The sequence below is a fragment of the Streptomyces sp. NPDC034111 genome (genome assembly GCF_055575375.1).
The window spans coordinates 144,801-170,309 of the sequence record NZ_JBVIST010000001.1; the positions used below are offsets into that span (position 1 = coordinate 144,801).

Genomic DNA, 25,509 nt, shown 5'->3' on the forward strand with positions numbered 1-25,509 from the left:
GGCGCCGGTCAGCAGGCTCAGCCGGCGATCAGTTTGCCGTTCTTCGCCTTGACGGGGACCTCGGGCAGCGGCTCGGACGCCGGCCCCTGGATGACCTTGCCGGTCGTGACGTCGAAGCGGCTGCCGTGGCAGGGGCAGCTGCCCTCCTCCTTCTCGACGTCGGACAGGATGCAGCCGGCGTGGGTGCACTTGGCGCTGAAGCACTTGTACTCGCCCGTGGCGGGCTGCGAGACGACCAGCCGGTCCTCGCGGTAGAGCTTGGCGCCGCCGACCGGCACCTCGGCGGCGGCCCCCAGCTCGACCGGCTCGTCGGGCACCGCCGAGGCGTTCGCGCCCGAGTCCGGCGAGCAGGCCGCGAGCCCGAACCCGGCGGCACCGGCGAGCGCAGCTCCCCGCAGCACGGTACGGCGGGCAGGGGACTGGCTCATTGCTGCTCCAGAGGTGACAGGACGGACGATTCCGGCCCTGACGATACCGGTGCAGACCGTGCCGCTTCCGGCCGGGCCGAGGTGTGGTGACGGACGGCAGCGGAGGCGGGCGGGTGGGTCGGGCGCCGGCGGGTGATCCGGGGAGGGCCTGTGCGTAAACGCTTGCGTAAGCGTTTACGTTTCCCGTTGGATACCCGTACTGTGGTGCACTCGCGGGACGAGGGCCGCGCCAGGAGCGGCGGCCGTGGGCGCCGCCGGGGCGCCCCGTACGCGGGGAGGAAGAGCCGGATGACGACCATGATGGATGTGGCACGGCGGGCGGGTGTCTCCGTCGCCACGGTCTCGCATGTGCTGAACGAGACCCGGCCGGTGCGCCCGGACACCCGGGCCGCGGTGCTCGGCGCCATCGACGAGCTCGGCTACACCCACAACACCCTGGCCCGCTCCCTGGTCACCTCGCGCACCCGCTCCATCGGCCTGGCGGTCTCCGCGATCAGCAACCCGTACTTCACCGAGATCCTCCAGGGCGTCGAGGCCGGTGCCCTGGCGGCCGGCTACAGCCTGCTGATCGCCGATCCGCACGACGATCCGCACCATGAGCGCATGGTCGTCCAACTGCTGCACGAGCGGCGGGTGGACGGCATGATCGTCGCGCCGTCCGCGGAGCCCGCCGAGATGGCCGGGTATCTGGCCCGGCGCAAGGTGCCCACCGTCTTCCTGGACCGGCTGGTCGGTGACGCGTACGACCAGGTGTGCGCCGAGAGCACCGGCCCCGTACGTCAACTGGTCGAGCATCTGGCCGGCTTGGGGCACACCCGGATCGGCCTGGTGGCCGGGCTGCCCGGGCTGAGCACGACGGCCGAGCGGATCCAGGGCTACCGCGAGGGCCTGCACGCCCGCGGTCTGCCGTTCGCGCCGGAACTCCTCGCCGGCGGCCACTCCGAGGCGGCGGGCGCTCAGGACGCCACCCGCCGGCTGCTCTCCGCGCCGGAGCCGCCCACCGCACTCATCACCGCCAACAACGCGATGACCATCGGCACGCTCCGGGCGCTGCGCGACCTGGGGCTGGAAGTGCCCAGGGACCTCGCGCTGGCCTGCTTCGACGATTTCTCCTGGGCCGATCTCTTCAGCCCCCGGCTGACCGCGATCGCCCAGCCCAGCAAGGACATCGGGGCGGAGGCGGTGCGGCTGCTGCTGGCGCGCCTGGAGGAGCCGGACCGGCCCCCGCGCACGGTCCGCCTCCCGTGCGCCTTTGTGCACCGCACGTCGTGCGGCTGCCCCGAAACCGCCCCGGCCACTGCCCCGGCCGCTCCCCCGGCCGCCCAGGAAAGGAACCGCACCCCGTGATCGTCGTCGCCGGCGAGGCATTGATCGACCTCGTTCCCAGCCCGCAAGAGCCCTCCCTGGACGGCCAGTTGCCCGCGCTGCTGCCACGGCGCGGCGGCGGCCCGTACAACACCGCGGTCGCACTGGGGCGGCTGGGTTCGCCCACCGCGTTCTGCTCACGGATCTCGACCGACAGCTTCGGCGAGGCGCTGCTGAACGGGCTGCGCGGCGGCGGGGTGGACACCTCGCTGGTGCAGCGCGGCGGTGAGCCGACCACCCTCGCGGTGGCGGACATCAGCCCGGACGGCTCCGCGGGCTACGGCTTCTACGCCGAGGGCACCGCCGACCGGCTCTTCAGCCTGCCGCCGGCGCTGCCGGACGGGGTGCGCGCGCTCTCGCTCGGCACCTGTTCACTCGTGCTGGAACCGGGCGCGAGCGCCTATGAGTCACTGCTGCGCCGGGAGGCCCGGCGCGGGGTCTTCACCGCGCTCGATCCCAACATCCGGCCCGGTCTGATCCCCGATCCGGACGCCTACCGGGCCCGCTTCCGCTCCTGGCTTCCGGATCTCGCACTGCTGAAGCTGTCGGAGGAGGACGCACTGTGGCTGGCGGGGGCCGGCAACGGGCCGGTGCCTGCTTCCGGCGCGGCCCCGGCCGGAGGCTGGGACGCGGTGGCCGCGGCGGCCCGGGAGTGGCTGGGTGCGGGACCGGCGGCGATCGTGATCACCCGGGGCGGCGACGGGCTGGCCGTGCTGACGCGCGGCGGCCGGGAGCTGACCGTGCCCGGCGAGCGGGTCACCGTCGTCGACACCATCGGCGCCGGCGATACGGTCAATGCGGCGCTGCTGCACCGCCTGGACACCCATGGCGCCCTCTCGTCCGCCGCGGTCGCCGCCCTCGGCCCGGACGACTGGCGCGACATCCTCCGCTTCGCCGCCCGTGCGGCGGCCATCACCTGTTCCCGCGCGGGCGCGGAGCCGCCGTTCGCCGCGGAGCTGGCGGCCTGACCGGCCCGGGCCGTCAGGCCCGGCCGTCGTCGGCCCGGCCCTCGCGACAGTGCGGCCCGTCGGCTCCGCGGGCGGGGAAGCGGCCCGGTGACCCGACGGCGGGCCGCCACCGCCCTCGTTATGGGGAGGGGTGACAGCCCGGCCGGGGCGCCCGGCGCCTCAGGACGTGGCGCGACGGGCCCGCGCCGTCGTCTTCGCCGTCGTCGTCTTCTTCGCGGCCACGGTCTTCTTGGCCACCGCCTTCTTCGCCGCGGTCTTCTTGGCAGCCGGCTTCTTCGCCGGTCCGGGGTTGCCGTCCGGTCCCGGGTTCTGCGCCGACGTGGCCACCGTCGTCGCGGCGTCGCTGACGCGGTCGCCCAGGATCTCCCGCAGGAACTTGCCGGTGTGGCTGCCCGGGATCGACGCGATCCCCTCCGGGGTGCCTTCGGCGACGACCAGTCCGCCGCCGTTGCCGCCCTCGGGGCCCATGTCGATGACCCAGTCCGCGGTCTTGATCACATCGAGGTTGTGCTCGATGACGATCACCGTGTTGCCCTTGTCGACCAGCCCGGACAGCACATTGATCAGCTTGCTGATGTCGTCGAAGTGCAGACCGGTGGTCGGCTCGTCGAGGACATAGACCGTGCTGCCCGTCGAACGCTTCTGGAGCTCACTGGCGAGCTTGACGCGCTGCGCCTCACCGCCGGAGAGCGTCGGCGCGGACTGCCCGAGGCGGACATAGCCGAGGCCGACCTCGTTGAGCGTCCTGAGGTGCCGGGCGATGGTCGGCACCGCCTCGAAGAAGCTCAGTGCCTCCTCGATGGGCATGTCCAGTACCTCGGCGATGGACTTGCCCTTGTAGTGGACCTCCAGCGTCTCCCGGTTGTAGCGGGCACCGTGGCAGACCTCGCACGGCACATACACATCCGGCAGGAAGTTCATCTCGATCTTGATCGTGCCGTCGCCGGAGCAGTTCTCGCAGCGGCCGCCCTTGACATTGAAGGAGAAGCGTCCCGGCAGATAGCCGCGGACCTTGGCCTCCATCGTCTCCGCGAAGAGCTTGCGGACATGGTCGAAGACACCCGTGTAGGTCGCCGGGTTGGAGCGCGGGGTGCGGCCGATCGGCGACTGGTCGACATGCACGACCTTGTCCACCAGATCGTCACCGGCGACCCGGGTGTGCCGGCCCGGCACCGACTTGGCGCCGTTCAGCTCGCGCGCGAGATGGGTGTAGAGGATGTCGTTGACCAGCGTCGACTTGCCGGAGCCGGAGACTCCGGTGACCGCGGTGAAGACCCCGAGCGGGAAGGAGACGTCGATGTCGCGGAGGTTGTTCTCCTTCGCTCCATGGACCGTCAGCTGCCGCGACGGCTCGGCGGGCCGCCGGATGTCCGGCGTCGCGATGGCCTTCTTGCCGGACAGATACTGGCCGGTGATCGACTCCTTGTTGGCCAGCAGCTGCTTCATCGGGCCGCTGTGCACGACCTTGCCGCCGTGCTCGCCGGCGCCCGGGCCGATGTCCACGACCCAGTCCGCCGTCTTGATGGTGTCCTCGTCGTGCTCCACGACGATCAGGGTGTTGCCCATGTCGCGCAGCCGGACCAGGGTTTCGATCAGCCGGTGGTTGTCGCGCTGGTGCAGACCGATCGACGGCTCGTCCAGGACATAGAGCACGCCCACCAGACCCGAGCCGATCTGGGTGGCGAGGCGGATCCGCTGGGCCTCGCCACCGGAGAGGGTGCCGGCCGCGCGGTTCAGCGAGAGGTAGTCCAGGCCGACGTCGACCAGGAACTTCAGCCGCTCGTTGACCTCCTTGAGTACCCGCTCGGCGATCTTCTTCTCACGGGCGTTGAGCTTCATGTCCCGCAGGAAGTCGGCACAGTCGCTGATCGACATGGCCGCGACCTCGGCGATCGACCTCTCCTGGACCGTGACCGCGAGCACGATCGGCTTCAGCCGCGTGCCCTCACAGGTCGGGCAGGGCACCTCGCGCATATAGCCCTCGAAGCGCTCGCGGCTGCTGTCGCTCTCCGCTTCGGAGTGCCGCCGCTTGACGAACGGCACGGCGCCCTCGAACGGGGTGGTGTAGGCCCGCTGGCGGCCGTACCGGTTGCGGTAGCGCACCTCGATCTGGGTCTTGTGGCCGTGCAGCAGGGCCTTCTTGGCGCGGGCCGGCAGCCCGGCCCAGGGGATGTCCGTACGGAATCCGAGGGCGTCGGCCAGTGCGCCGACCAGGCGGCCGAAGTACTCCTTGGTGTGGCCGCCGGACCAGGGGTGGATGGCGCCTTCGTCGAGGGAGCGGTCCTCGTCGGGGACGATCAGCTCGGGGTCGACCTCCATGCGGGTCCCGATACCGGTGCAGTCCGGGCAGGCGCCGAAGGGCGAGTTGAAGGAGAAGGAGCGGGGCTCCAGCTCCTCGAAGGACAGATCGTCATAGGCGCAGTACAGATGCTCCGAGTACATCCGCTCGCGCTGCGGGTCGTCCGGCTCCAGGTCGACGAAGTCGAGGATGACCATGCCTCCGGAGAGCCCGAGGGCGGTCTCGACGGAGTCGGTCAGCCGGCGCTTGGCGCTCTCCTTGACGGTGAGGCGGTCGACGACCACCTCGATGGTGTGCTTCTCCTGCTTCTTGAGCTTGGGCGGCTCGGCGAGGTGGATGGTCTCCCCGTCGACCCGCGCCCGGCTGTAGCCCTTGGTCTGGAGGTCGGAGAAGAGGTCGACGAACTCGCCCTTGCGCTCGCGCACCAGAGGGGAGAGCACCTGGAAGCGGCTGCCCTCGGGGAGCTCCAGCACCTTGTCGACGATCGCCTGCGGCGACTGCCGGGCGATCGGCCGTCCGCACTCGGGACAGTGGGGCTTGCCGATACGGGCGAAGAGCAGGCGGAGGTAGTCGTAGACCTCGGTGATCGTGCCGACCGTCGAGCGCGGGTTGCGGGAGGTCGACTTCTGGTCGATCGACACCGCGGGCGACAGGCCCTCGATGAAGTCCACATCGGGCTTGTCCATCTGCCCGAGGAACTGGCGGGCGTAGGAGGAGAGCGATTCGACATAGCGCCGCTGCCCCTCGGCGAAGATCGTGTCGAAAGCGAGCGAGGACTTGCCCGACCCGGAGAGCCCCGTGAAGACGATGAGGGAGTCGCGGGGGAGGTCGAGCGAGACGTTCTTGAGGTTGTGCTCGCGAGCGCCACGGACGATGAGACGGTCGGCCACGCCGGTCGGCACCTTTCTTGAAGGGGGGCGGGAGCCGCGGCTCTGCGTCCGCCGCTCGGTGTGAGCAGAGGCGGCGAAGCGGAGCGGAGCCCCGCCCCAGGGTAGGGGCCCGCCGCGGCACTGTCTTTGGGATGCCACACACGAGCCTATAGCACGCGCATTCGATTTACGGGGCCCGCAAGCCCTCTTCACCCAAACGTGTGGCGGCGCCACAACCTTCCCCACCCCGCCACACGCCCGTACGCTGCGCAAACGCCGACCGCACAGCCCGCCCCCGCCGTCAAGCCGAGAGCGCCCGCTCCAGCGCGTCGAACGTCCGCCGCAGCACCTCGGTCTGCCCCGCGGCCACCTCCTCCGCGGGGTCGCCCGCCAGCTGTCGGCCCGCGGCCTCGGCGTACGCGGTCCGGATCCCCGCGATGATCAGCGCCGCGGCCAGCCGCGCCCCGTGATCCGGCCGCCGGACGTCACCCCCCGCGGCCTCGGCCAGCAGCCCGGCGAGGGTGTCCTCCATCTCCTCGACCGCCTCGCGGCCCCGCGCCCGCAGCGCCGGCGAGTCCAGCACCGTACGCCAGAAGTGCTCGAACCCCTCCCCCACACCGGCCAGCGGATGCCGCTGCGCCAGCAGGTCGAGGGTGAGCCGGCGCAGCGCGGCCAACGGCGTCCGGTCGGCACCGCGCTCCCGGACGGCGCGGGTGAGCAGCTCCCGTCCCTCGGGGATCCGGTCCAGGAAGAGGTCTTCCTTGCGCGGGAAGTAATTGAAGACGGTCATCGTGGAGACCTCGGCGGCGCGGGCCACCTCGGCGACGGTGACGTTGTCGAAGCCGCGCTCGATGAAGAGCAGCGTGGCCTCGCCGGAGATCCGTTGCCGGGTGCGCAGCTTCTTGCGCTCGCGCAGCGTCAGCCGTCCGTCCTCCGCACCGAACCCGGTCTCCTCCGCCTGGCCCGAGATCCGCCCCTCACCGGCCGTCCTCGCGCCGCCGCGCCGCCGTTCATCCACCATGCCCGCATCTTAGGCCGCACTCCCCGCCATTTTTTATTCACAACAAACTTTTAGTGACTACACTCGGGCCCATGAAGCATGAGGCGGACGTAGTAGTGGCAGGGGGCGGCCCGGTGGGGCTGATGCTCGCCTGCGAACTGGCACTGGCCAAGGTCCCGGTCGTCGTCCTGGAGCGGCTGACCGAGGTCGATACGACGATCAAGGCGGGGGCGATCAACTCCCCCAGCGCGGAGGCCTTCTACCGGCGCGGGCTGCTCCCGGAACTGGCAGCGGCGCAGCGCAGCGCCATGGAGAAGTTCAGCTCGTTCCTGCGGCAGCGGCAGGCCGCGGGCGCCCCCGGGGTGCAGCGTCCGCCGCGGTTCGCCGGTCACTTCGCCGGCATCATGCTGCGCGGCGATCTGCTGGACGAGTCCGATCCGGACTTCGACGGCCCCGGCCCCGCCGCCGAGGTCGGCCTGGTGCCGCAGGAGGTCCTGGAACGGCTGCTCGCCGCGCGCGCCGCCGAGCTGGGCGTCGACCTGCGCCGCGGGGTGGAGCTGACCGGTTTCGACGCCGGCCAGGACGGCGTCGTCGTGCACACCTCCGCCGGCTCGCTGCGCACCGGCTGGCTCGTGGGGTGCGACGGCGGCCGCAGCACGGTCCGCCGACTCGCTGGGTTCGCGTTCCCCGGTACGGATCCCGGGATCACCGGCCATCAGGCCCTCGTGGAGATGACCGGCGCCGAGAAGCTGGGGGCGGGCTGGAACTGGACCGGTAACGGGACCTACGCCCACGGCCCGATGCCCGGCCGGATCCTCACCGTGGAGTTCGACGGGCCGCCCGCGGACCGCGAAGCACCGGTCACCGCCCAGGAGTTGGAGGAGTCCCTGCGGAAGGTCTCCGGCGTGGAGGACATCAGGATCCACAAGGTGCTCTCGGCGACCCGCTTCACGGACAACGCCCGTCAGGTACCCGACTACCGGGCGGGACGGGTGCTGCTGGCCGGTGACGCGGCGCATGTCCACTCGCCGTTCGGCGGCCAGGGGCTGAACCTCGGCATCGGCGATGCGATGAACCTGGGCTGGAAGCTGGCCGCGACGGTGCACGGCTGGGCGCCCGAGGGGCTGCTCGACACCTACACCGCCGAGCGGCACCCGGTCGGCGCCTGGGTCCTGGAGTGGACCCGGGCCCAAGTGGCGCTGATGCGGCCGGAGTCGCACGCCCAGGCGCTGCGCGGGGTGATCGCCGAGCTGACCGGAACGGTCGCGGCCACCACCTTCTTCGCCAAGAAGATCTCCGGTGTGTGGCAGCGCTACGACCTGCCGGGCGACCATCCGCTGACCGGCCGCAGCGCGCCCGATCTGGAGCTCTCCGACGGCAGCCGGCTCGCGGACCATCTGCGCGGCGGACAGGGGCTGTTGCTCGATCTCTCCGGCGGCGAAGGCCCGGTCCGGCGCGCCGCCGGGTACGAGGGCCGGCTGCGGGTGGTGACCGCCGGCTGCCCGGAGCGGCCGGGCCTGGCGGGCCTGCTGGTACGGCCGGACGGCTGCACGGCGTGGGCCGCGGACTCCCCCGCCGCTCCGGGCGCCCTGGACGAACTGGACGCCGCGCTCCGCCAGTGGTTCGGCGCGCCCGTCGGCGCGGCGGTCTGACCTGCGGCGAGCTTTGCGGGCGGCGCCGCGCCGGCCACCCGGCCGCCGTGTGCGCCGCCCTGCGTACGCGTCCTCCCCGCAGGCGCCCCTCCGTATGTGCCGCACCCGTACGTGCCGCCCTCGGTGTGCGCCGCCTGCCCCGCCCGCGTACGCCCCCGATCGGCCCCCGCCGCCTCCCGAACTCGCCCTGGTGGCGCTAGCGTCGGACCATGACCCTCACCACGCCTGACTTTCCGCACGATGTGGCGGCCGTCCGCGAGGCCACCGAACGGCTGCTGGTCTCGGTGAGCAAGCTCGACGACGCGGCGGTCGGGGAACCATCCCTGCTCCCCGGATGGACCCGCGGGCATGTCCTCGCCCACCTGGCGCGCAACGCGGATGCGCTGGTCAACCTCCTCACCTGGGCGCGTACGGACGTCCGTACGCCGATGTACCCGAGCGCCCGGGCCCGCGACGCCGCCATCGAACAGGACGCCGGCCGGCCCCTGGCCGCCCATCTGGAGGATCTGCGGGAGAGCGCGGCGCGGTTCGACGCGGCGGCGGACGCACTGCCGCGGGAGCGCCGGGCGTTCGAGGTCGAGATGCGCAACGGCGTGGTCGAACGCGCCGACCGGCTGCCGCTGCGCCGGCTCGCCGAGGTGGAGCTGCACCATGTGGACCTGGGCATCGGCCACACCCTCGACCAGCTCTCGCCCGGCTTCGTCACCAGCGAGCTGACGTTCCTGGCCACGGTCAAGTTCGCCGGCCACCCCGAGCTGCCCGCCCTGGAGCTCCGCGCCGACGACGGCCGACGCTGGCGCACCGGGCGGACGGAGCCCGGGGCGGGCGCCGAGGCCGCACCCGTGGTGGTGAGCGGCTCCGCAACGGCCCTGGTGGGCTGGCTCACCGGCCGCGGCGACAGCGCGGAACTCGACAGCCACGGCACCGCGCTGCCTGTCGTACCCCCGCTTTAGAGTGGGTTCATGGGCTACAGCGGAGCAGTCAAGGTCGGCGGACCGGCCGACGTGCACGAGCTGACCGGCGTGATGATCTCGAAGGTCGCGGTCGGCCGGATGGACAACAACGCCTATGTGCTGCGGTGCCGGGCGACCGATGAGCAGCTGCTGATCGACGCGGCCGCCGAGCCGCACACGCTCCTCGCGCTGATCGGCGACAGCGGCATCAAGTCCGTCGTCACCACGCACCGGCACGGCGACCACTGGGGCGCGCTGCGCGAGGTGGTCGAGGCGACGGGCGCGCGCACCTACGCGGGGCGGTACGACGCCGAGGGCATCCCCGTCCCCACGGACGTCCTGCTCGACGACGGCGACACCCTCACCGTCGGCCGGGTCACGCTGACGGCCCGTCATCTGGTCGGCCACACCCCGGGCAGCATCGCGCTGGTCTACGACGACCCGCACGGCGCCCCGCATCTGTTCACCGGGGACTGTCTGTTCCCCGGCGGTGTCGGCAACACCTTCGGCAGCGCCGAGAACTTCAGCCGCCTGATCGACGACGTGGAGCGCAAGCTCTTCGGCGAACTCCCCGACGAGACCTGGGTCTACCCGGGCCATGGCAACGACACCACGCTCGGCGCGGAACGACCGCACCTCGCGGAGTGGCGCAAGCGCGGCTGGTAGGGGGACCGGCGAGGGAAAAGGAGCTGCCGGCCCGCGGGCCGGCGCTCCAGCCTATGCCCATGCCTCCCCCCGTACTCCACCGTCCGCCCGCCCCGCGGCCCGGCGACCGTATCGCCGTGCTCTCGCCCTCCTCGGGGCTTCCGGAGCTCTTCCCGGTCCCGTACGAACTCGGCCTGGCCCGGCTGGAGAAGGACTTCGGGCTGGTGCCGGTCGAGTACTCCACCACGCGGAAGAGGGGCGCCACCCCGCGGGAGCGGGCCGCCGATCTGCATACGACGTTCGCGGACCCGGACATCACCGCGGTGATCGCGAGCATCGGCGGCGACGATCAGCTCACCGTGCTGCCCCATCTGGACCGCGAGCACTGGAACACCGGCATCATCGGCTTCCACGGCGCCTCGGTGATGTGCGAACTGGGCCGGCCGGGGGCGATGCACCCGCTCACCGCGGAGTCGCTGCGCGGCGGTACTGCGAGCGCTGGCCGCGTACGCCCCGGAGACCGTCGCGGTGTTCGATGTCGACCTCGGGCACACCGATCCGCAGCTGGTGATTCCGTACGGCGGGACGGTGCGGGTCGACAGGGTGGCGCGACGGGTCACCGTCACGTACTGAGGCGGGCAACGGCGCCCGGCTCCCACTCCGTTGCGGAGCGGGAGCCGGGCGCGGTCGGCGGTGCGCAGGAGGCCCCGGGCCTCAGGCGTCGATGCGCTCCTCGGTATTCGCCTCCGGCTCGGCCGCCGTCTGCTTCTTCGCGGCGCGCAGGCTGGTGAGGGTCGTGACGACGAGCACGGCACAGATGACACCCAGCGAGACCGGAATACTGATCTCCGGAACGGCCACCCCGGACTCGTGCAGGGCGTGCAGCACCAGCTTCACCCCGATGAAGCCCAGGATGATCGACAGGCCGTACGAGAGGTGGACCAGCTTCTTGAGCAGCCCGCCGATCAGGAAGTACAGCTGCCGCAGACCCATCAGGGCAAAGGCGTTGGCGGTGAAGACGATGTACGGGTCCTGGGTGAGCCCGAAGATCGCCGGGATGGAGTCCAGCGCGAAGAGCACATCGGTGGTGCCGATCGCCAGCATGACGATCAGCATCGGCGTCATCAGGCGCCGGCCGTTCTCGACGATGAACAGCTTGGTGCCGTGGTAGGTGTCCGTCGACGGGAAGCGCTTCTCGACCGTCTTGAGGAAGCGGTTCTCCTCGAACTCCTCGTCCTCCTCCTCGGCGCGCGCCTCCTTGATGAGCTTCCACGCGGTCCAGATGAGGAACGCGCCGAAGAGGTAGAACACCCAGGAGAAGTTGGCGATGATCGCGGCGCCCGCGCCGATGAATCCGGCCCGCAGCACCAGCGCGATCAGCACACCGACCATCAGCACCCGCTGCTGGTAGATGGCCGGGACCGCGAACTTCGCCATGATGAGTACGAAGACGAAGAGGTTGTCGACGCTCAGGGACTTCTCGGTGATGAAGCCCGCGAAGAACTCACCGGCCGGCGCGGCACCGCCGAACAGCAGCAGCCCGAGGCCGAAGAGCGCGGCGAGCGCGATCCAGACGGCGGTCCAGATTCCGGCCTCCTTGACGGAGACCTCATGCGGTTTGCGGCCACCGATGAAGAAGTCGGCGGCTATCAGGGCACACAGACCGAGAATGGTCAGCACCCACAGGGTCAGGGAAACGTCCACTGCTCCTCCGGCAGAGTCGTACGGCACTTACAGCGTCGTCGCTGCCGGAGGTCTCTTCCGCCCCGTTCCCCGGTGGGGTACGGGGCCGACGCCCCGGGATCTCGTCACACTCGCTATCCGTGATGACGGGTACGTCGTAGTGGGAATACTCCCCTCCGCACCAAGAAGAGTAAAGGAAGACCAAGGGTTAGTAAAGAAAGGGGCAAAGGCCCTGGTCAGGGCCTGATGGTCAGAACCTCTGCCTCGTGGGGGCGGGTTCGGGCGGCTCAGCGACGCTGCGCACGGCGGGCGTCCGCGAGACGGCTCAGCACCTGGCGGACCACCTGGCTCCCCTTGGGGGCGAGCGGCGGCTCATACGTCCAGGCGTGGCCGACCCAGGGGTCGGCCAGATGCGCGTCGGGCACCGGAGTGATCCGCAGCAGGGACCGCCACAGCGGGTCCAGCACCGGGCCGTACTCCCGGGTCTGGGCACGGTCGGCGACCATCATCAGATGCACCCCGACCGCGGGGCCCTCATCGGCCAGATAGCGCAGCTGGGTCACGGCGCGGTCGTCGAAGCCGTGCGGGAAGTCATGGACGATCAGCAGCTGGTCGGCGGTGTCCAGATCCGGCGGCAGGCAGTCCGCGGCACGGCTGCGGACGGCCATCTGGACGAGGTCCACCCGCCGGGTCAGCGCCTCCAGGACCGTGGCCACCCCCTTGGCGCCGGGCACCGGAGCGGCGGGCAGTGCGCCGGTGTCCAGGAGCGGCGCCAGCGCGGGCCCGGCCGTACCGCCGGGATCGATGACCTGGACCGCGAAGTCACCGGCGGGGTGGACGGCGAGCAGTCTGGCGGCGATCGCCACGGCGGCCTCCAGGGCGAGCCGGCGCAGCTCGGCCTCGTCCGGCGGACCGTCCGTCAGCGCCCCGGCCAGTTCCCGCCGGCCGTACGCACGGTCGGGGTCCGGGCCGGCCCAGGCGTAGGAGTCGGGCCCGTTGTCGATCCACAGTCCGCGCTCCAGGGGGAGGCGTACCAGCATGGGAATGCGCAGGTCCAGCACCTCCGGGAGGTGCAGATCGCCCAGACGCAGCGCCATCGGGCGCTCCTGCGGGACGTGGTAGCCCTGCCATACGGGGTTGTCCCAGCGGGCGAGGGCGGGCGGCAGCGCGGGTTCGACGACCGCCGACTCGGCCGCGAGCTGCGCGAGGTCCCGGTCGAGGGCGGCGCGGGCCTGGGCGACGAGGGCGGCGTGCTTGTCGCGGGCGGTGGCGCGGGCCACATCGGCGGCCGTGCCGAGGCGGTTGCGCGGGTCGGCGAGGGCCTTGTCGAGCTCCTGCTCCAGACGGGACTCGGCGAAGTCGGAGGCGCTGCGGTACGCCGCGACCGAACGGGCCAGATCCTCGAACATGCCCCAGACCTGGTTGTAGAGCCGCTCCTCCATGCTCCATCCGGCGGCGTCACCGGCCACCGGGGGCGGCGGGGTGTCGGGACCGCCGGCCGCGGCGGCCGCTGCGGGACCGGAGGGTGCGGGGGCGCTGCGGCGCTTGGGGTGCCGGTAGTCGATGGGCCCTCCGGTGGAAGGCGCGGGCGGGGTGGCCCCCTTGGCCATGGGCCCGGTCGCGGGTCCGGCCCCGGTCGCGGGTTCCGCGGCGGATCCGGTTCCCGCGGCAGCCGCTTGGGGCGCGGCGGCGGGGCCCGTCCCCGGATGCCCGGGACGGGCGTGCCCCTCGGGCCGGTTCGCCGCTACCGGCGCGGGCGGCGCCTGGACGGCACGGACCTGCCCCAGGCCGACCGCCTCCTCGATCTCCGCGGCCAGCTCCGCCGCCTGCACCAGCCCCTGGTCGCGCAGCATCGCGGTGAGCCCATCGGCATACCCCTGGCCCACGGCGCGCACCTTCCAGCCGCCCTGCCTGCGGTACAGCTCGACCGCGACCACGGCGGACTCGGCGCCCAGGCCGGTGAGGAGGTAGCGGGCCAGGCCGGTGCCGTCGAGGCCGGTCACCGTGACGGACGGCGCGGCGGCCGCGCCGAAGCTGGTCAGCGTGCCGATGCCGGTGGGCAGGGCCAGCAGCACGCTCACCCGGTGGACGGCGGCGGGCAGCGCGTCCAGGTCCACCGCGATGCGGTGTTCGGCGGCCGCCTGGCGGGGGACCTCGATGCCGGGGCGCCTGGGCGCACCCGGATGGACCACCGCCTCGACGCCCGGGAGCCTGCCCTGTTCGTCGCCGAGCGTCACTCCGGCCACCACGGGCCCGCCCGCGGCGATCCGGATCTCCACCCGCGTCCGGTCCAATGGATGGTTCTGGCCCCGGACCAGCTCGGCCGTCATCGTCGTTCCCCCTGGTTGTGGTACGTCCCGGGCCGGGCCGGGCGCAGGCCCGGGGCGCGGCGGCGCGGCCCGGGTGCGCGCTGCCGCGGCGGTGGTGGTTACAGGTGCGGCAGGATCGCCGGCACCAGGTCCTGGAAGGTACGGCCGACAGAGGGCTCACCGATGGCGGTCATCTGCCAGCCGTTGCCCACCCGGTGCACCTTGGACATGACCTGCGCGGTGTAGTTGCCGCCGCCCGTGAGGGTGTAGCGGGCCAGCTCCTGGCCGGTGGTCTCGTCGACCAGCCGGCAGAAGGCGTCCTGCACCTCGGCGAAGGTCTGGCCGGTGAAGGAGTTGACGGTGAACACGATCTGGTCGATGTGCACCGGCACCCGCGCCAGGTCGACCAGGATCGCCTCGTCGTCCCCGCCCTGGCCCGCGCCGCCGACCAGATTGTCACCGGTGTGCCGGACGGAGCCGTCATCGCTGACCAGATGCTGGAAGAAGACGACGTCTATCGGCTTCTTGTCGGCGAAGAGCACCGCCGAGGCGTCGAGGTCGATCTCATTGGTCCGCCTCCCGAACAGGCCACGGCGCGGCGCCGAGCGCCACCCCAGTCCCATCCGCACCGCGGTCAGCGTCCCGCCGTCCGACTTCTGCAGGCTGATGCCCTGCCCCTTGGACAAATTGACCGACACGCGCCGTCCCCTCTCTGTACTGTCCCCGCCCAGCTTTCCGGCGGCCTCCTCGACCCTACGCACGACCGCGGGCCGGGAGCGCACACGGCCCGCGTTTTGTGGCGCTTCTGCAACACCGGGGCGGGCCCGGCCCGCGGCCCACCGGTCCCCCTACTTCACCCCCGCCTCCTTCATTTGCCGCAGCTCCTTCTTCAGTTCGCTCACCTCGTCGCGCAGCCGCGCGGCGACCTCGAACTGCAACTCGGCCGCGGCGGCCCGCATCCGCTCCGTCATCTCCTCGATGAGTTCGGCCAGTTCGGCGGCGGGACGGTCCGTCAGCACCTCGGCCGCCTTGCCGCCCTTGGCCTTCGCTGCCTTCCCTGGCTTCCCCGCCGTCGCGCCGAACGACGGGACCGGCGTCCTGCCCTTGGCCTCCTTGGCCTCGCCCGCCTTGCGGTAGCCCGTCTCCAGCAGCTCCTTGGTGTCGATCTCCTCCCGGACGATCGTGGCGACGATGTCGCCGATCTTCTTGCGGAGCGGCTGCGGGTCGATGCCCTTCTCCTTGTTGTACGCCAGCTGCTTCTCCCGGCGGCGGTTGGTCTCCCCGATGGCCTTCTCCATCGCCGGGGTGATCTTGTCGGCGTACATGTGCACCTGTCCGGAGACATTGCGCGCCGCGCGGCCGATCGTCTGGATGAGCGCCGAACCGGACCGCAGGAAGCCCTCCTTGTCGGCGTCCAGAATGGCCACCAGGGAGACCTCCGGAAGGTCGAGGCCCTCCCGCAGCAGATTGATGCCCACCAGGACGTCGTACTCACCCGATCGCAGCTCGCGCAGCAGCTCCACGCGCCGCAGGGTGTCGACGTCGCTGTGCAGATAGCGGACCTGGATGCCGAGCTCGAGGAAGTAGTCCGTCAGGTCCTCGGCCATCTTCTTGGTGAGGGTGGTGACCAGGACGCGCTCGTCCTTCTCGGTGCGGGTGCGGATCTCGTGCACCAGATCGTCGATCTGCCCGTCGGTGGGCTTGACCACCACCTCCGGGTCGACCAGGCCGGTGGGCCGGATGATCTGCTCCACGAAGCCGTCGCCCCGGGCGAGCTCGTACGGGCCGGGGGTCGCCGACAGATAGACGGTCTGGCCGATGCGCTCCAGGAACTCTTCCCACTTCAGCGGCCGGTTGTCCATGGCCGACGGCAGCCGGAAGCCGTGCTCGACAAGGGTGCGCTTACGGGAGGCGTCGCCCTCGTACATGGCGCCGATCTGCGGGACGGTGACATGCGACTCGTCGATGACCAGGAGGAAGTCCTCCGGGAAGTAGTCGATGAGGGTGTGGGGCGCGGAGCCGGGCTCGCGGCCGTCCATGTGCATCGAGTAGTTCTCGATGCCCGAGCAGGAGCCGATCTGCCGCATCATCTCGATGTCGTACGTCGTGCGCATCCGCAGCCGCTGGGCCTCCAGCAGCTTGCCCTGCTTCTCCAGCACCGCGAGCCGCTCCACCAGCTCGGCCTCGATGCCGGCGATGGCGCGCTCCATCCGCTCCGGGCCGGCGATGTAGTGACTGGCCGGGAAGATGTACAGCTCCTGGTCCTCGCTGATGACCTCGCCGGTGAGCGGGTGGAGCGTGGACAGCGCCTCGATCTCGTCGCCGAACATCTCGATCCGCACGGCCAGCTCCTCGTAGACCGGGAAGATCTCGATGGTGTCGCCGCGGACCCGGAAGGTGCCCCGGGTGAAGGCCACGTCGTTGCGGGTGTACTGGATGTCGACGAAGCGGCGCAGCAGCTGGTCGCGGTCGAATTCGTCGCCGACCTTCAGGGGGACCATCCGGTCGACGTACTCCTGCGGCGTGCCCAGGCCGTAGATGCAGGACACCGAGGCGACCACGACGACGTCACGCCGGGTGAGCAGCGAATTCGTCGCGGAGTGCCGCAGCCTTTCGACCTCCTCGTTGATGGAGGAGTCCTTCTCGATGTACGTATCGGACTGCGGGACGTACGCCTCGGGCTGGTAGTAGTCGTAGTAGGAGACGAAGTATTCGACGGCGTTGTTCGGCAGCAGCTCGCGGAACTCGTTGGCGAGCTGGGCCGCGAGGGTCTTGTTGGGCGCCATGACGAGCGTCGGGCGTTGCAGCTTCTCGATCATCCACGCGGTGGTCGCCGACTTGCCGGTGCCGGTCGCACCCAGCAGGACGACGTCCTTCTCACCCCCGCGGATGCGCCGTTCCAGCTCGGCGATGGCCGCCGGCTGGTCACCACTGGGCTGGTAGGGGCTGACGACCTCGAAAGGCGCCACCGTGCGTTCGATCTTTGATACGGGCCGCATGGGATCCACCGTACGACTCACCACTGACAATCGGTGTGGCCACTGCTCCGACCTGCGCATTCACCGCAGCACCGGCGGGCGGGCCGGGCCGCTGGGCGAGTGCGGGCGACGGGGCGGCGGCATCGGCGTGGCGCGGGCGGGGCGGCCACACCTCCGGAGAGTCCCCGGCACCGGCTCGGCAGCGGCTCGGAGCCGGCCCGTGAGGGCTGCGCACGCGGTAGGCGGCGCGGCCGTGGCGGCCTGCCTTCCCCTACCTGTCATCAAAACCGTTCAGAATCACGACGGGTGACGCATCATCGGCCAAGATGCGCGGATGCCGCGGCTCCGGCAAGTTGGACGGCGTCGGGGCGTACGTCTGTTGCACGGCTTTTCCGGGCATCCTGCAATTGCGCGACGCTCCGCACGGAAGACCGGCCATTTCTCGTTCAGCACCCGGCCACCGCACGACCGCCTCCTGCTACGGCCCGGCTGCGAACCTCTGCCCGTCCGCCCCGTTCCACGTCACTCCCGTCCGCTCCACGCCCACGACGTCACGAGGAGTCCGTATGCGTATCCGCCCCGTTGCCACCGCTGCCGCCGGTGTGCTCATGGGTCTGTCCGCGCTCGTCCTCTCCACGACCTCCGCCCTGGCCGTACCGCACGGACACACTCCGGAGACGGTCGCCCACCGCGGGGCCTCGGCGTACGCGCCCGAGAACACCCTCGCCGCCATCGACGCCGCCGCCCGGCTCGGCATCGAATGGGTCGAGAACGACGTCCAGCGCACCAAGGACGGCGAGCTGGTCATCCTCCATGACAACTCGCTCGCCCGGACCACCAACGTCAAGAAGGTCTTCCCCAACCGCTCGCCCTGGAACGTCTCGGACTTCACCCTCAAGGAGATCGAGAAGCTCGACGCGGGCAGCTGGTTCGGACCGAAGTTCGAAGGGGAGCGGGTGCCGACCCTCGAGGACTACATGGACGAGGTCGAGGACAACGACCAGAGCCTCCTGATGGAGCTGAAGTCCCCGGAGCTCTATCCGGGCATCGAGCGCCAGACCCTCAGGGAGCTGCGCCGCGCGGGCTGGCTGGACGGGCACCACGTCAGGCACCGCCTGATCATCCAGAGCTTCAACGCCGACACCATCAAGACCGTGCACACGCTCCGGCCGGACATCAAGACGGGCTTCCTCGGCAATCCGTCCGTCGCCGACCTCCCGAAGTTCGCGAAGTACTGCGACCAGATCAATCCCGTCCACACGGCGGTCACCCCGGAGTATGTCGCCGCCGTGCACAGACTGAGGGGCCCGCACCGCCGGCCGCTGGACCTCTACACCTGGACCGTCGACGACCCGGCCACCGCGCTGAAGGTCGCCGGTCTGGGCGTCGACGGCATCATCACCAACAAGCCCGATGTGGTGCGGGACGCGCTGGAGGACCAGGAGGACGGTGACGACTGAGCGTCCGGCGCCCCGGCGGGGAGCGGGTCCGGCGCCGGCCGCCGGTCCGTTCCCCGCCGCGTTGTCAGTGGGGCGTCCTACCCTGATCAGGTGATGAATTCCGAGCAGGCCGCCGAGCGGGGCGCCGGGCCGGCAACCGGGACCGCGGGCCGGCGCGACTGGGCCTGGACGCGTCTGGAGACCCCGATCGGTCCGCTGCTGCTCGCCGCGACCCGGGAGGGCCTGGCCCAGGTCGCCTTCCACGCCGACGCCCGGACGACCCGGCGCGCGCTGACCCGTCTGGAGCAGTTCTTCGGCGGACCGCCGCTCCCGGAGATACCGCCTCTGCGGACGGCCGCCACCGAGCTCACCGCGTACTTCTCCGGGGAGCTGCGGTCCTTCACCGTCCCCCTGGACTGGTCGCTGTCCTCCGGCTTCAACGCCCGCGTCCTGCACGCCCTGGCCGAGGACGTCCCCTACGGCAGCGTCGTCGGCTATCAGTACCTCGCCGACCGGGTCGGTGAGCCCGGCGCGGCCCGCGCGGTGGGCGCGGCGATGGGCTCCAATCCGCTGCCGGTCGTCGTCCCCTGCCACCGTGTCGTGGCCAGCGACGGCGGGCTCGGCGGCTTCGGCGGCGGTCTGGAGACCAAGCGCCTGCTGCTGGCCCTCGAAGGTGTGCTGCCCGCTCCGCTCTTCTGATTCCGACCGTCGTCCGCCCTCGCCGAGTCCGCTCCTACGAATGGCAGCGCCATGTCCCGTCAGATCGCCCTGCTCCGCGGTATCAACGTCGGAGGCCACAACTCCTTCCCCAAGGCCAGACAGCTGGAGCTGGCCGAGTCCCTGGGCTTCGAGGACGTCTCCGTCCTGCTGCAGACCGGCAATCTCGTCTTCGCCGACCCCGGCACGCCCCCGGAGGAGACGGCCCGGGTGCTCCACGACCGGATCGGCGCCGACCTGGGCCTGAGCGTGCCGGTCGTCGTGCGGACCCGCGACGAGCTGGCCGCGGCGGTCGCGGCGAACCCGTTCCCGGAGGCCGTGGCGGAGCCCAAGAGCCTGCATGTCACGTTTCTGTCGGCGGCGCCGGCCGACACCTCGCGGCTGGACGCGCTCGATGCGGCCGCGTTCGCGCCCGATCAGTTCCGGCTGATCGGGCGCGAACTGTATCTGTGGTGCCCGGCCGGCATCGGCCGCTCCAAGCTCGCCGAGAAGGTGAGCCGCGCCCCGCTCGGGGTGACGGCCACCGCCCGTAACTGGAACACCGTCACCAAGCTCCTGGCCCTGGCGGACGCCTGAGCCCTCCCGTCGCCGCCATCAGCGCCAGCCGTAGCGCTCACGCAGCCGGTTGACGACCAGGTTGAAGCGGCCCCGGTCCAGTGCGCAGGCCTCGCGCCGCATCCCGGCCGGGTGCACCCGCAGCACGCGGTCCACGGCGACCCAGGAGTCGCGTCCGGCGCGGTCCCACGGGCCGGCCCCTATGGGGACCCACTCCCGGTCGTTGTTGTGCCGCTTGCTGGACAGCTGTACGGCCAGCAGCGTCCCGCCCGTCTCCCGGGCGACGACCAGCACCGGCCGGTCCTTGCCCCGGCCGTCGTTCTCCTCGTAGGGCACCCAGGTCCAGACGATCTCGCCGGGGTCAGGGTCGCCGTCCGGATCGGGCGCATAGGACATCTTTACGCTGCCCACGGAGCGCGGGTGGGCCTCGACGGTCGCGCTGGGCCCCTGGCTGCCGGGCAGCGCGGCCTCGGAGGGGGCATCTGCATGAAATGAACTCGTCACGCCCCCACGCTAACCGCCGCCTCCGGCACCGCGGTCAGCGGTCCGCGGTCGGCCTCCGACGGCCGTTGTCAGTGGTCGGCCGTACGGTTTTCAGCAACGGGGGTCGGCCGTCGGGGCCGCCCGGGGGAGGGAGAACCATGTCCGGGAACACGACGTATCTGGAGCTGTCGCAAGAGGGCGGCGGCGCCCACAAGTTCTACGAGGTGACGGTGCAGGGCACGGTCGTCTCGGTGCGCTACGGACGCATCGGCGCGGCCGGCCAGCAGCAGACCTCGTCGTTCCCGACCCGGGAGAAGGCGCAGGCCGCGGCCGCCAAGAAGATCGGCGAGAAGGTCCGCAAGGGCTACGCCCCGGCCGTCCAGGGGCAGCGCGCCGCCCGCCCGGTGACGCGACGTCAGGTCTCCTCCGCGCCGTCGACGGCCCGCGCGGTGGCGCCGGTGCTGTGGCGGTTCCGTACGGGCGCCGCGGCGTTCGGTATCCACATTGCCGAGGACCGCTGCTGGGTCGGCAATCAGAACGGCGATGTCTACACGCTGGGCCACGACGGCGAGGTGCTGGCCCGCTATCAGCTCCCCGACGGCGTCAAGTGCCTGGTGGCGGACGACTTCTGGATCTACGCGGGCTGCGACGACGGCACGGTCTACGACCTCTCCTCCAAGCTCCCCTTCGCCGCCTACGGCATCGCGCCCGACGTCGACATCTTCTGGCTGGACATCCACGAGGGCATCCTCAACGTCGCCGACCGCAGCGGCGGGCTGACGGTCATCGACCACGAGGACGAGTACCAGTGGTCGCGGCGCAGTCCGGGCGAGCACGCCTGGATGGTGCGACGGGACGAACACGCCGTCTACCACGGCCACCGCCGCGGCGTGACCGCCTACTCCGCCGACGGAAGCGGCGAGTTGTGGCACGCCCCGACCAAGGGTGCGGTGCTCTTCGGCTGGCAGGAGGACGACGCGGTGTACGCCGGCACCGACCGGCGGGTCGTCCAGCGGCTGGCGAAGGCCGACGGGGCGCTGGAGGCGACGTACCAGTGCGACACGGTCGTCTACTCCTGCGCCACGGCCCCCGGCGGCCGCTATGTCTTCGCCGGTGACTCGGCGTCCTCGGTGTACTGCTTCGCCGCCGACGGCACCCGCCTGTGGAAGCTGGGCACCGGCGGCGGATCGGCGCTGTCGATGCAGTATCTGGACGAGAAGCTGTACATGGTCACCACCGACGGGTCCCTGGTCTGCGTCGATGCGAGCGATGCGGCCGTCGACGCCGCCCGGCAGGGCACGGTGCCGGTGGCCCGGGAGGTGAAGTCGGCCGCGGCGCTGCCCACCTACGCCCCGTCCGCCACGGTGCAGACGGTGGCGTCCGCGGCCGCCTCGGGGATCGTGGTCGAGTGTGTGCAGGAGGGCGGCCGGCTGCGGGTCCATGTGGTCTCCGACGGCTATGAGCCGTCCTGGAACGTCCAGTTCCCACGCCATATACGCCGGGCCGGTGCGCGGTATGTCGTCGACGACCTGTCGGCGGCCTCGGGCGGGTTCTACCGCGTACGGGGCGAGATCCGGCAGCTCGTCTGAGGCCCGGCCGCCGCTCAGGCGGGCCCGCTCCAGGCCGGCCGGCGGGGATCGTCGGCCCGCACCACGACATCCGCCGCCTCCTCGGGCCGGGTCTCGGCCTCGTAGCGCGCGAATGCGGGCAGCGTCCAGCGCTCGGCCTCCGGGGTACGGCGGGCGAGCGCGGCCGCCGACAGCTTCAGATGGACGGAGAGATCGAAGGGGAACCAGTGGCCGAGCAACAGCGGGCCGTGCAGCAGCAGAACGCCGCCGGGCGGCAGCGTCACGTATGCGCTGCGCGTCGCCCGGTCCGCCACCGGATCCCACAGGTCCGGAAGCACCCGCCCGGTGCCGCCCGGCTCCAGCGGCTGGAACACCTCACGCCACAACGCCTGCCGGTCGAACCACTCGTCATGGTAGGCGTCAGGGTCCTCGCGGCCGTATTCGAGCCGCAGGGAGGCGGGGCGCAGAAAGCCCGCGGTGCCTGCCTGGTGCACCGCCCGCCCCCGGACCCGCAGCGCCTCGGCGAGCCGGTCGGCCAGCTCGCCGGGCGCGGCAGCGGGGGCCCCGTCAAGGCCCACCCTCAGCCAGGGGCCCCCGTCCTTCGCCGTCGACGTGTCGATGCGCTCGGCGAGCGCGTCGGTGAGCCGTTCCCAGGTGATCGCTTCGAGCCGCACCCCGCCATTGTGCCCGGCGGTGCGGCGGGTGGCGCAGTGCCTAGTCGGAGGGCGGCGGCTGTGAGTAGGTGGGAGAGATGAAGCCGCCGGAGATGACGCCGGCCTGGATCACGGGGCCGTTCCGGACAGTGCCGCTGACGGTGTTGTTTACCTCCCGCACCGTTGCCGGGTCTGCCCTGGGCGCCACCTCATCGAGCAGGGCGCGCAGTTCGGCCGCCGCGGCCGGGTCCTCGCGCAGCAGCCGCTGCAACCGGAACCGCCAGGCCGAGGTCACCCCTGCCGCCGCGTCCTGGTCGCCCTGGGCGGCCATCAGGTCGGCGTACGAGAGGTCCAGTTCGCCCTCGGCCGCCTCCTCGTCCCCGGTGCCCCGGCGCCGGGCGAGGAAGGCCGCCATCCGGCTGCGGACCGTCGCCCAGCCGTCCGTCGCCATCTGCTGCACCAGCGTCGTCGCGCCCGCCGCGGCGAGCGCGGCCAACTCCGCTTCCATCGGACCCCCTTGTGCGTGGTCGGTGCCTCATTGTGCCCGCTGTTACCGCGGTTCAAGCCTGGCCGGCGTCCGGACGGGCGGCTCCGTAGCGGCTGAGCACGGCCGCCGCCTCCTTCGTCGCCTCGATGACGCCGGCGGGGGCCACCGGCATCACGGACTTCTGCTTGAGCAGCAGGACCGCGCCCATGATGGAGCCGTCCCACATGATCGGCGCGGCACAGGAGTTCCAGCCGGCCATGCACTCCTCGTACCCGAGCGCGTAGCCGAGGTCGCGTACCTCGGCGAGGGACTCGGCCAGCGCGTCGTTGTCCCGGTAGACACCCGGTCCGGCCTGGTCCGGTACGGGCTCGGCCAGCACCCGCTGCTGGAGCACCTCCGGCAGGTAGGCGAGGATGGTCCGGCCGGAGGCGCCGGTGCGCAGGGAGCGCGTCACGGACAGCACATCGCGCGGTGTCATGCCCAGCTCCGCGAGGTCGGAGTCGCCGACGGCCATGTCGACGCACTGCCGTTGTGCGCCGGAGAACGGCGCCACCATGTAGAGGAACGCCAGCCCGCCGTCGGTGGCCGTCCGCAGTTCACGCAGCACGGTCTGCGCGCCGTCGAGGCGGTGGTCGAGCGCGGTGAAGGCGAGCTGGGCGGCCGAGGTCCGCAGCCGGTAGAGGCCGCGGTCGACCCGCTCGAAGATCCGCTGGTAGATACCGGATTGCAGGATGCGGTAGACGACGGAGTCGTCCAGGCCGGTGAATTCGGCGATCTCACCGGGGCCATGGGCGGACCCGCCGAGCTCGGCGAAGGCGGTCTGGACGAGGAAGACCCGCTCGGCATGGCCGGATCCCGACGCCCGGGGGCCCGCGGACGCGGCCGTCTTGGCCGTCTTGGCCGTCTGGCGCGTGCCCTTGGGGCGGCCCGGGGTGCCCGGCGCCGTGGCGGTGGTGCCCGAAGCGGAGGCGGGCGCGGCGGCCGAGGCCGACGATCCCGACGCTGTGGTGCTGTTGCCCATCGTGTGCTCTCTCCCGTGGCGGTGTTCCGCGCCCGCAGGCGCACGGCGTTGTGCGTACGGACCGTTGTGCCCGTCCGGCGGCCCGGGCTACCGGAATTATCGGGCGACGTCGAGGGCCAGTTTCCCGGCCCGGGTGCGGGCGGCCAGCTCGTGGTGCGCCCGCGCCGCCTCACCGAGCGGGAAGGCGGCGCCGGTCAGCGGCTTGAGGGAGCCGTCGACGACGGCGTCGAACAGCGCCTTCATGGACGTCGGCAGCGCCGTACGGTCCGCGTAGAGCTGCGGCAGCCAGAAGCCCGAGACGGTGAGGGACCGCTCCATCAGCTGCCGGGTCGGCACACTCGCCAGCTCGCCGCCGGCGAATCCGTAGACGGCGAGCCGGCCGCGGGGGGCGACCGCCGCGAGGGTCCGCTCGAAGGTGCGGCCACCGGTCATCTCCAGCGCCGCCTCGACCGGGCCGCCCGCCGCGTCCAGGATGCGCTCCGTCAGATCCTCGGCGGTCGAGTCGACGACCGCGTGGGCCCCCAACTCCTGTGCCAGCTTGCGCTTTTCGGCAGAGCCGGCGAGGCCGATGACCCGGGCGCCGGCGCGCGCGGCGAGCTGGACGGCCAGCGAGCCGACCCCGCCCGCGGCGGCCGGTACGACGACCGTCTCGCCCTTGGTGATCCGCAGCGAGGTGAAGAGCAGATGCCAGGCGCTGTTGCCCTGCAACGCCAGCGCGACGGCCTGTTCGTCGCTGACCTCGTCGGGCACGTCCCAGGTGACGCGGCGGTGCAGCAGCGCCCGCTCGGCGTATCCGCCGCCGCGGCACAGCCCGACGACGCGCCGGCCGTCCAGGGTCCCCACGACCTCGTTGCCGGGTGTGTACGGCAGCTCGACGGGCGCCAGGTAGGAGTCTCCGCGTACGTGCACATCCGCGTAATTGATGCCGGCCAGCACCACGTCGACCAGCGAGTGGCCGCCGCGGGGGCCGGGCTCGGGCACGTCCTCGAGCCGCAGCACGTCCGGGCCGCCGAATTCTCGCATCACAATCGCGCGCACGACTCTCCCTCAGGTTCTCCAGTGCGGTGCCCGCACAGGGTAGGCACGGCGCCGCCCGGACCGCCGTTACCCGATCATTTCGCGCCAACCATGCGGCGATTCGGGTGCTCCCGCCCCTCACCTCACGAGAATTTTCCGCCCGCTTTCTCGCGACGCGAGAAACGAGCCCAGCGATTTCCACCCATTGCAGCGTTTTGCTTCGGATCTACCCCTCGGTATGCCCGGGGTGGCTTTCACACATCCCTCGCTCAAACCTGGCTACCGGATGTGATCGCCGCCGCCTACGATCCGGAAAAGTGTCCGCCGTTGACCAGATGTGACGGCTGCGTCCCCAGGGGCAGAGCGCGCTCAGCGAGGCAGTGCCGCTCACCCACCGCACCCGGTGATACGGGCGGGTGG

Annotated in this window: 21 protein-coding genes and 1 pseudogene; 10 read left to right on the plus strand and 12 right to left on the minus strand. The window is 71.7% G+C overall.

What is annotated here, in order from left to right; genetic code table 11:
* Positions 1–17: 17 nt before the first annotated feature.
* Complete coding sequence (locus tag ACZ55A_RS00710; RefSeq protein WP_468830999.1) at positions 18–428, minus strand: Rieske (2Fe-2S) protein; 411 nt, start codon at positions 426–428, stop codon at positions 18–20.
* 288 nt (positions 429–716) lie between these two features.
* On the opposite strand from ACZ55A_RS00710, the gene ACZ55A_RS00715 reads away from it, so the two are divergent.
* Positions 717–1,775, plus strand: coding sequence for a LacI family DNA-binding transcriptional regulator (locus ACZ55A_RS00715; RefSeq protein WP_468831002.1), 1,059 nt, complete (start codon positions 717–719; stop codon positions 1,773–1,775).
* Positions 1,772–2,761 carry a carbohydrate kinase family protein gene (locus ACZ55A_RS00720; protein ID WP_468831005.1) on the plus strand — a complete coding sequence of 330 codons (990 nt, stop codon included), beginning with the start codon at positions 1,772–1,774 and terminating at the stop codon, positions 2,759–2,761. Before ACZ55A_RS00715 ends, ACZ55A_RS00720 begins: the two co-directional genes overlap by 4 nt.
* Positions 2,762–2,920: 159 nt before the next feature.
* Here ACZ55A_RS00720 and uvrA read toward each other — a convergent pair whose 3' ends face one another.
* Both uvrA and ACZ55A_RS00730 read right to left on the minus strand, forming a co-directional pair.
* Positions 2,921–5,950, minus strand: a complete 3,030-nt coding sequence (uvrA, locus tag ACZ55A_RS00725) for an excinuclease ABC subunit UvrA (protein WP_468831008.1) — start codon at positions 5,948–5,950, stop codon at positions 2,921–2,923.
* A 280-nt stretch (positions 5,951–6,230) separates the two neighbouring features.
* A complete protein-coding gene (locus ACZ55A_RS00730; protein WP_468831011.1) occupies positions 6,231–6,950 on the minus strand; it encodes a TetR/AcrR family transcriptional regulator in 720 nt (239 codons plus the stop codon).
* A gap of 71 nt (positions 6,951–7,021) precedes the next feature.
* Here ACZ55A_RS00730 and ACZ55A_RS00735 point away from each other — a divergent pair, with 71 nt between their 5' ends.
* From ACZ55A_RS00735 to ACZ55A_RS00750, 4 genes and pseudogenes are all read left to right on the plus strand, one after another.
* Complete coding sequence (locus tag ACZ55A_RS00735) at positions 7,022–8,581, plus strand: FAD-dependent monooxygenase (protein WP_468831014.1); 1,560 nt, start codon at positions 7,022–7,024, stop codon at positions 8,579–8,581.
* Positions 8,582–8,790: 209 nt separating this feature from the next.
* Positions 8,791–9,534: a maleylpyruvate isomerase family mycothiol-dependent enzyme gene (locus ACZ55A_RS00740; RefSeq protein WP_468831017.1), complete on the plus strand. Its 744-nt coding sequence runs from the start codon at positions 8,791–8,793 to the stop codon at positions 9,532–9,534.
* Between the two features lie 9 nt (positions 9,535–9,543).
* Positions 9,544–10,200, plus strand: coding sequence for an MBL fold metallo-hydrolase (locus ACZ55A_RS00745; protein WP_468831020.1), 657 nt, complete (start codon positions 9,544–9,546; stop codon positions 10,198–10,200).
* 53 nt (positions 10,201–10,253) lie between these two features.
* Positions 10,254–10,812, plus strand: a pseudogene (locus tag ACZ55A_RS00750) (LD-carboxypeptidase).
* Between the two features lie 81 nt (positions 10,813–10,893).
* On the opposite strand, the gene ACZ55A_RS00755 reads toward ACZ55A_RS00750, so the two are convergent.
* The 4 genes from ACZ55A_RS00755 to uvrB all read right to left on the minus strand — a co-directional run bounded on the left by ACZ55A_RS00755 (position 10,894) and on the right by uvrB (position 17,170).
* Positions 10,894–11,883, minus strand: coding sequence for a TerC family protein (locus tag ACZ55A_RS00755; protein ID WP_468831023.1), 990 nt, complete (start codon positions 11,881–11,883; stop codon positions 10,894–10,896).
* 266 nt (positions 11,884–12,149) lie between these two features.
* Positions 12,150–14,192 (minus strand): TerD family protein, encoded by a 2,043-nt coding sequence (locus ACZ55A_RS00760; protein WP_468831026.1) that lies wholly within the window; start codon positions 14,190–14,192, stop codon positions 12,150–12,152.
* Between the two features lie 98 nt (positions 14,193–14,290).
* Positions 14,291–14,869 carry a TerD family protein gene (locus ACZ55A_RS00765; RefSeq protein WP_468831029.1) on the minus strand — a complete coding sequence of 193 codons (579 nt, stop codon included), beginning with the start codon at positions 14,867–14,869 and terminating at the stop codon, positions 14,291–14,293.
* Positions 14,870–15,019: 150 nt separating this feature from the next.
* On the minus strand, positions 15,020–17,170 hold the full coding sequence (uvrB, locus tag ACZ55A_RS00770) for an excinuclease ABC subunit UvrB (protein WP_468831032.1): 2,151 nt from the start codon (positions 17,168–17,170) through the stop codon (positions 15,020–15,022).
* 545 nt (positions 17,171–17,715) lie between these two features.
* Between uvrB and ACZ55A_RS00775 the strand changes: the two genes are divergently transcribed.
* The 3 genes from ACZ55A_RS00775 to ACZ55A_RS00785 all read left to right on the plus strand — a co-directional run bounded on the left by ACZ55A_RS00775 (position 17,716) and on the right by ACZ55A_RS00785 (position 19,881).
* Complete coding sequence (locus ACZ55A_RS00775; RefSeq protein WP_468831045.1) at positions 17,716–18,609, plus strand: glycerophosphodiester phosphodiesterase; 894 nt, start codon at positions 17,716–17,718, stop codon at positions 18,607–18,609.
* A 93-nt stretch (positions 18,610–18,702) separates the two neighbouring features.
* Positions 18,703–19,287 (plus strand): methylated-DNA--[protein]-cysteine S-methyltransferase, encoded by a 585-nt coding sequence (locus tag ACZ55A_RS00780; RefSeq protein WP_468834490.1) that lies wholly within the window; start codon positions 18,703–18,705, stop codon positions 19,285–19,287.
* 51 nt (positions 19,288–19,338) lie between these two features.
* A complete protein-coding gene (locus ACZ55A_RS00785) occupies positions 19,339–19,881 on the plus strand; it encodes a DUF1697 domain-containing protein (RefSeq protein WP_468831048.1) in 543 nt (180 codons plus the stop codon).
* Positions 19,882–19,899: 18 nt separating this feature from the next.
* Here ACZ55A_RS00785 and ACZ55A_RS00790 read toward each other — a convergent pair whose 3' ends face one another.
* Positions 19,900–20,364: a type II toxin-antitoxin system PemK/MazF family toxin gene (locus tag ACZ55A_RS00790; RefSeq protein ID WP_468831051.1), complete on the minus strand. Its 465-nt coding sequence runs from the start codon at positions 20,362–20,364 to the stop codon at positions 19,900–19,902.
* A gap of 137 nt (positions 20,365–20,501) precedes the next feature.
* Here ACZ55A_RS00790 and ACZ55A_RS00795 point away from each other — a divergent pair, with 137 nt between their 5' ends.
* Positions 20,502–21,932: a WGR domain-containing protein gene (locus ACZ55A_RS00795; protein ID WP_468831054.1), complete on the plus strand. Its 1,431-nt coding sequence runs from the start codon at positions 20,502–20,504 to the stop codon at positions 21,930–21,932.
* A 14-nt stretch (positions 21,933–21,946) separates the two neighbouring features.
* On the opposite strand, the gene ACZ55A_RS00800 is transcribed toward ACZ55A_RS00795, so the two are convergent.
* From ACZ55A_RS00800 to ACZ55A_RS00815, 4 genes are all read right to left on the minus strand, one after another.
* Positions 21,947–22,585, minus strand: coding sequence for a nucleoside/nucleotide kinase family protein (locus ACZ55A_RS00800; protein WP_468831057.1), 639 nt, complete (start codon positions 22,583–22,585; stop codon positions 21,947–21,949).
* A gap of 40 nt (positions 22,586–22,625) precedes the next feature.
* A complete protein-coding gene (locus tag ACZ55A_RS00805) occupies positions 22,626–23,072 on the minus strand; it encodes a hypothetical protein (RefSeq protein ID WP_468831060.1) in 447 nt (148 codons plus the stop codon).
* 52 nt (positions 23,073–23,124) lie between these two features.
* Complete coding sequence (locus tag ACZ55A_RS00810) at positions 23,125–24,072, minus strand: IclR family transcriptional regulator domain-containing protein (protein ID WP_468831063.1); 948 nt, start codon at positions 24,070–24,072, stop codon at positions 23,125–23,127.
* A 96-nt stretch (positions 24,073–24,168) separates the two neighbouring features.
* Positions 24,169–25,110, minus strand: coding sequence for a quinone oxidoreductase family protein (locus ACZ55A_RS00815; RefSeq protein ID WP_468831066.1), 942 nt, complete (start codon positions 25,108–25,110; stop codon positions 24,169–24,171).
* Positions 25,111–25,509: the final 399 nt, after the last annotated feature.

Coding starts and splice junctions, on each gene's coding strand:
- ACZ55A_RS00715 (WP_468831002.1), top strand. CDS start 717: ATGACGACCATGATGGATGTGGCACGGCGGGCGGGTGTCTCCGTCGCC.
- ACZ55A_RS00745 (WP_468831020.1), top strand. CDS start 9,544: ATGGGCTACAGCGGAGCAGTCAAGGTCGGCGGACCGGCCGACGTGCAC.
- ACZ55A_RS00805 (WP_468831060.1), bottom strand. CDS start 23,072: ATGGAAGCGGAGTTGGCCGCGCTCGCCGCGGCGGGCGCGACGACGCTG.
- uvrB (WP_468831032.1), bottom strand. CDS start 17,170: ATGCGGCCCGTATCAAAGATCGAACGCACGGTGGCGCCTTTCGAGGTC.
- ACZ55A_RS00760 (WP_468831026.1), bottom strand. CDS start 14,192: ATGACGGCCGAGCTGGTCCGGGGCCAGAACCATCCATTGGACCGGACG.
- ACZ55A_RS00810 (WP_468831063.1), bottom strand. CDS start 24,072: ATGGGCAACAGCACCACAGCGTCGGGATCGTCGGCCTCGGCCGCCGCG.
- ACZ55A_RS00775 (WP_468831045.1), top strand. CDS start 17,716: ATGCGTATCCGCCCCGTTGCCACCGCTGCCGCCGGTGTGCTCATGGGT.
- ACZ55A_RS00795 (WP_468831054.1), top strand. CDS start 20,502: ATGTCCGGGAACACGACGTATCTGGAGCTGTCGCAAGAGGGCGGCGGC.
- ACZ55A_RS00785 (WP_468831048.1), top strand. CDS start 19,339: ATGTCCCGTCAGATCGCCCTGCTCCGCGGTATCAACGTCGGAGGCCAC.
- ACZ55A_RS00710 (WP_468830999.1), bottom strand. CDS start 428: ATGAGCCAGTCCCCTGCCCGCCGTACCGTGCTGCGGGGAGCTGCGCTC.
- ACZ55A_RS00780 (WP_468834490.1), top strand. CDS start 18,703: ATGAATTCCGAGCAGGCCGCCGAGCGGGGCGCCGGGCCGGCAACCGGG.
- ACZ55A_RS00730 (WP_468831011.1), bottom strand. CDS start 6,950: ATGGTGGATGAACGGCGGCGCGGCGGCGCGAGGACGGCCGGTGAGGGG.
- ACZ55A_RS00740 (WP_468831017.1), top strand. CDS start 8,791: ATGACCCTCACCACGCCTGACTTTCCGCACGATGTGGCGGCCGTCCGC.
- ACZ55A_RS00735 (WP_468831014.1), top strand. CDS start 7,022: ATGAAGCATGAGGCGGACGTAGTAGTGGCAGGGGGCGGCCCGGTGGGG.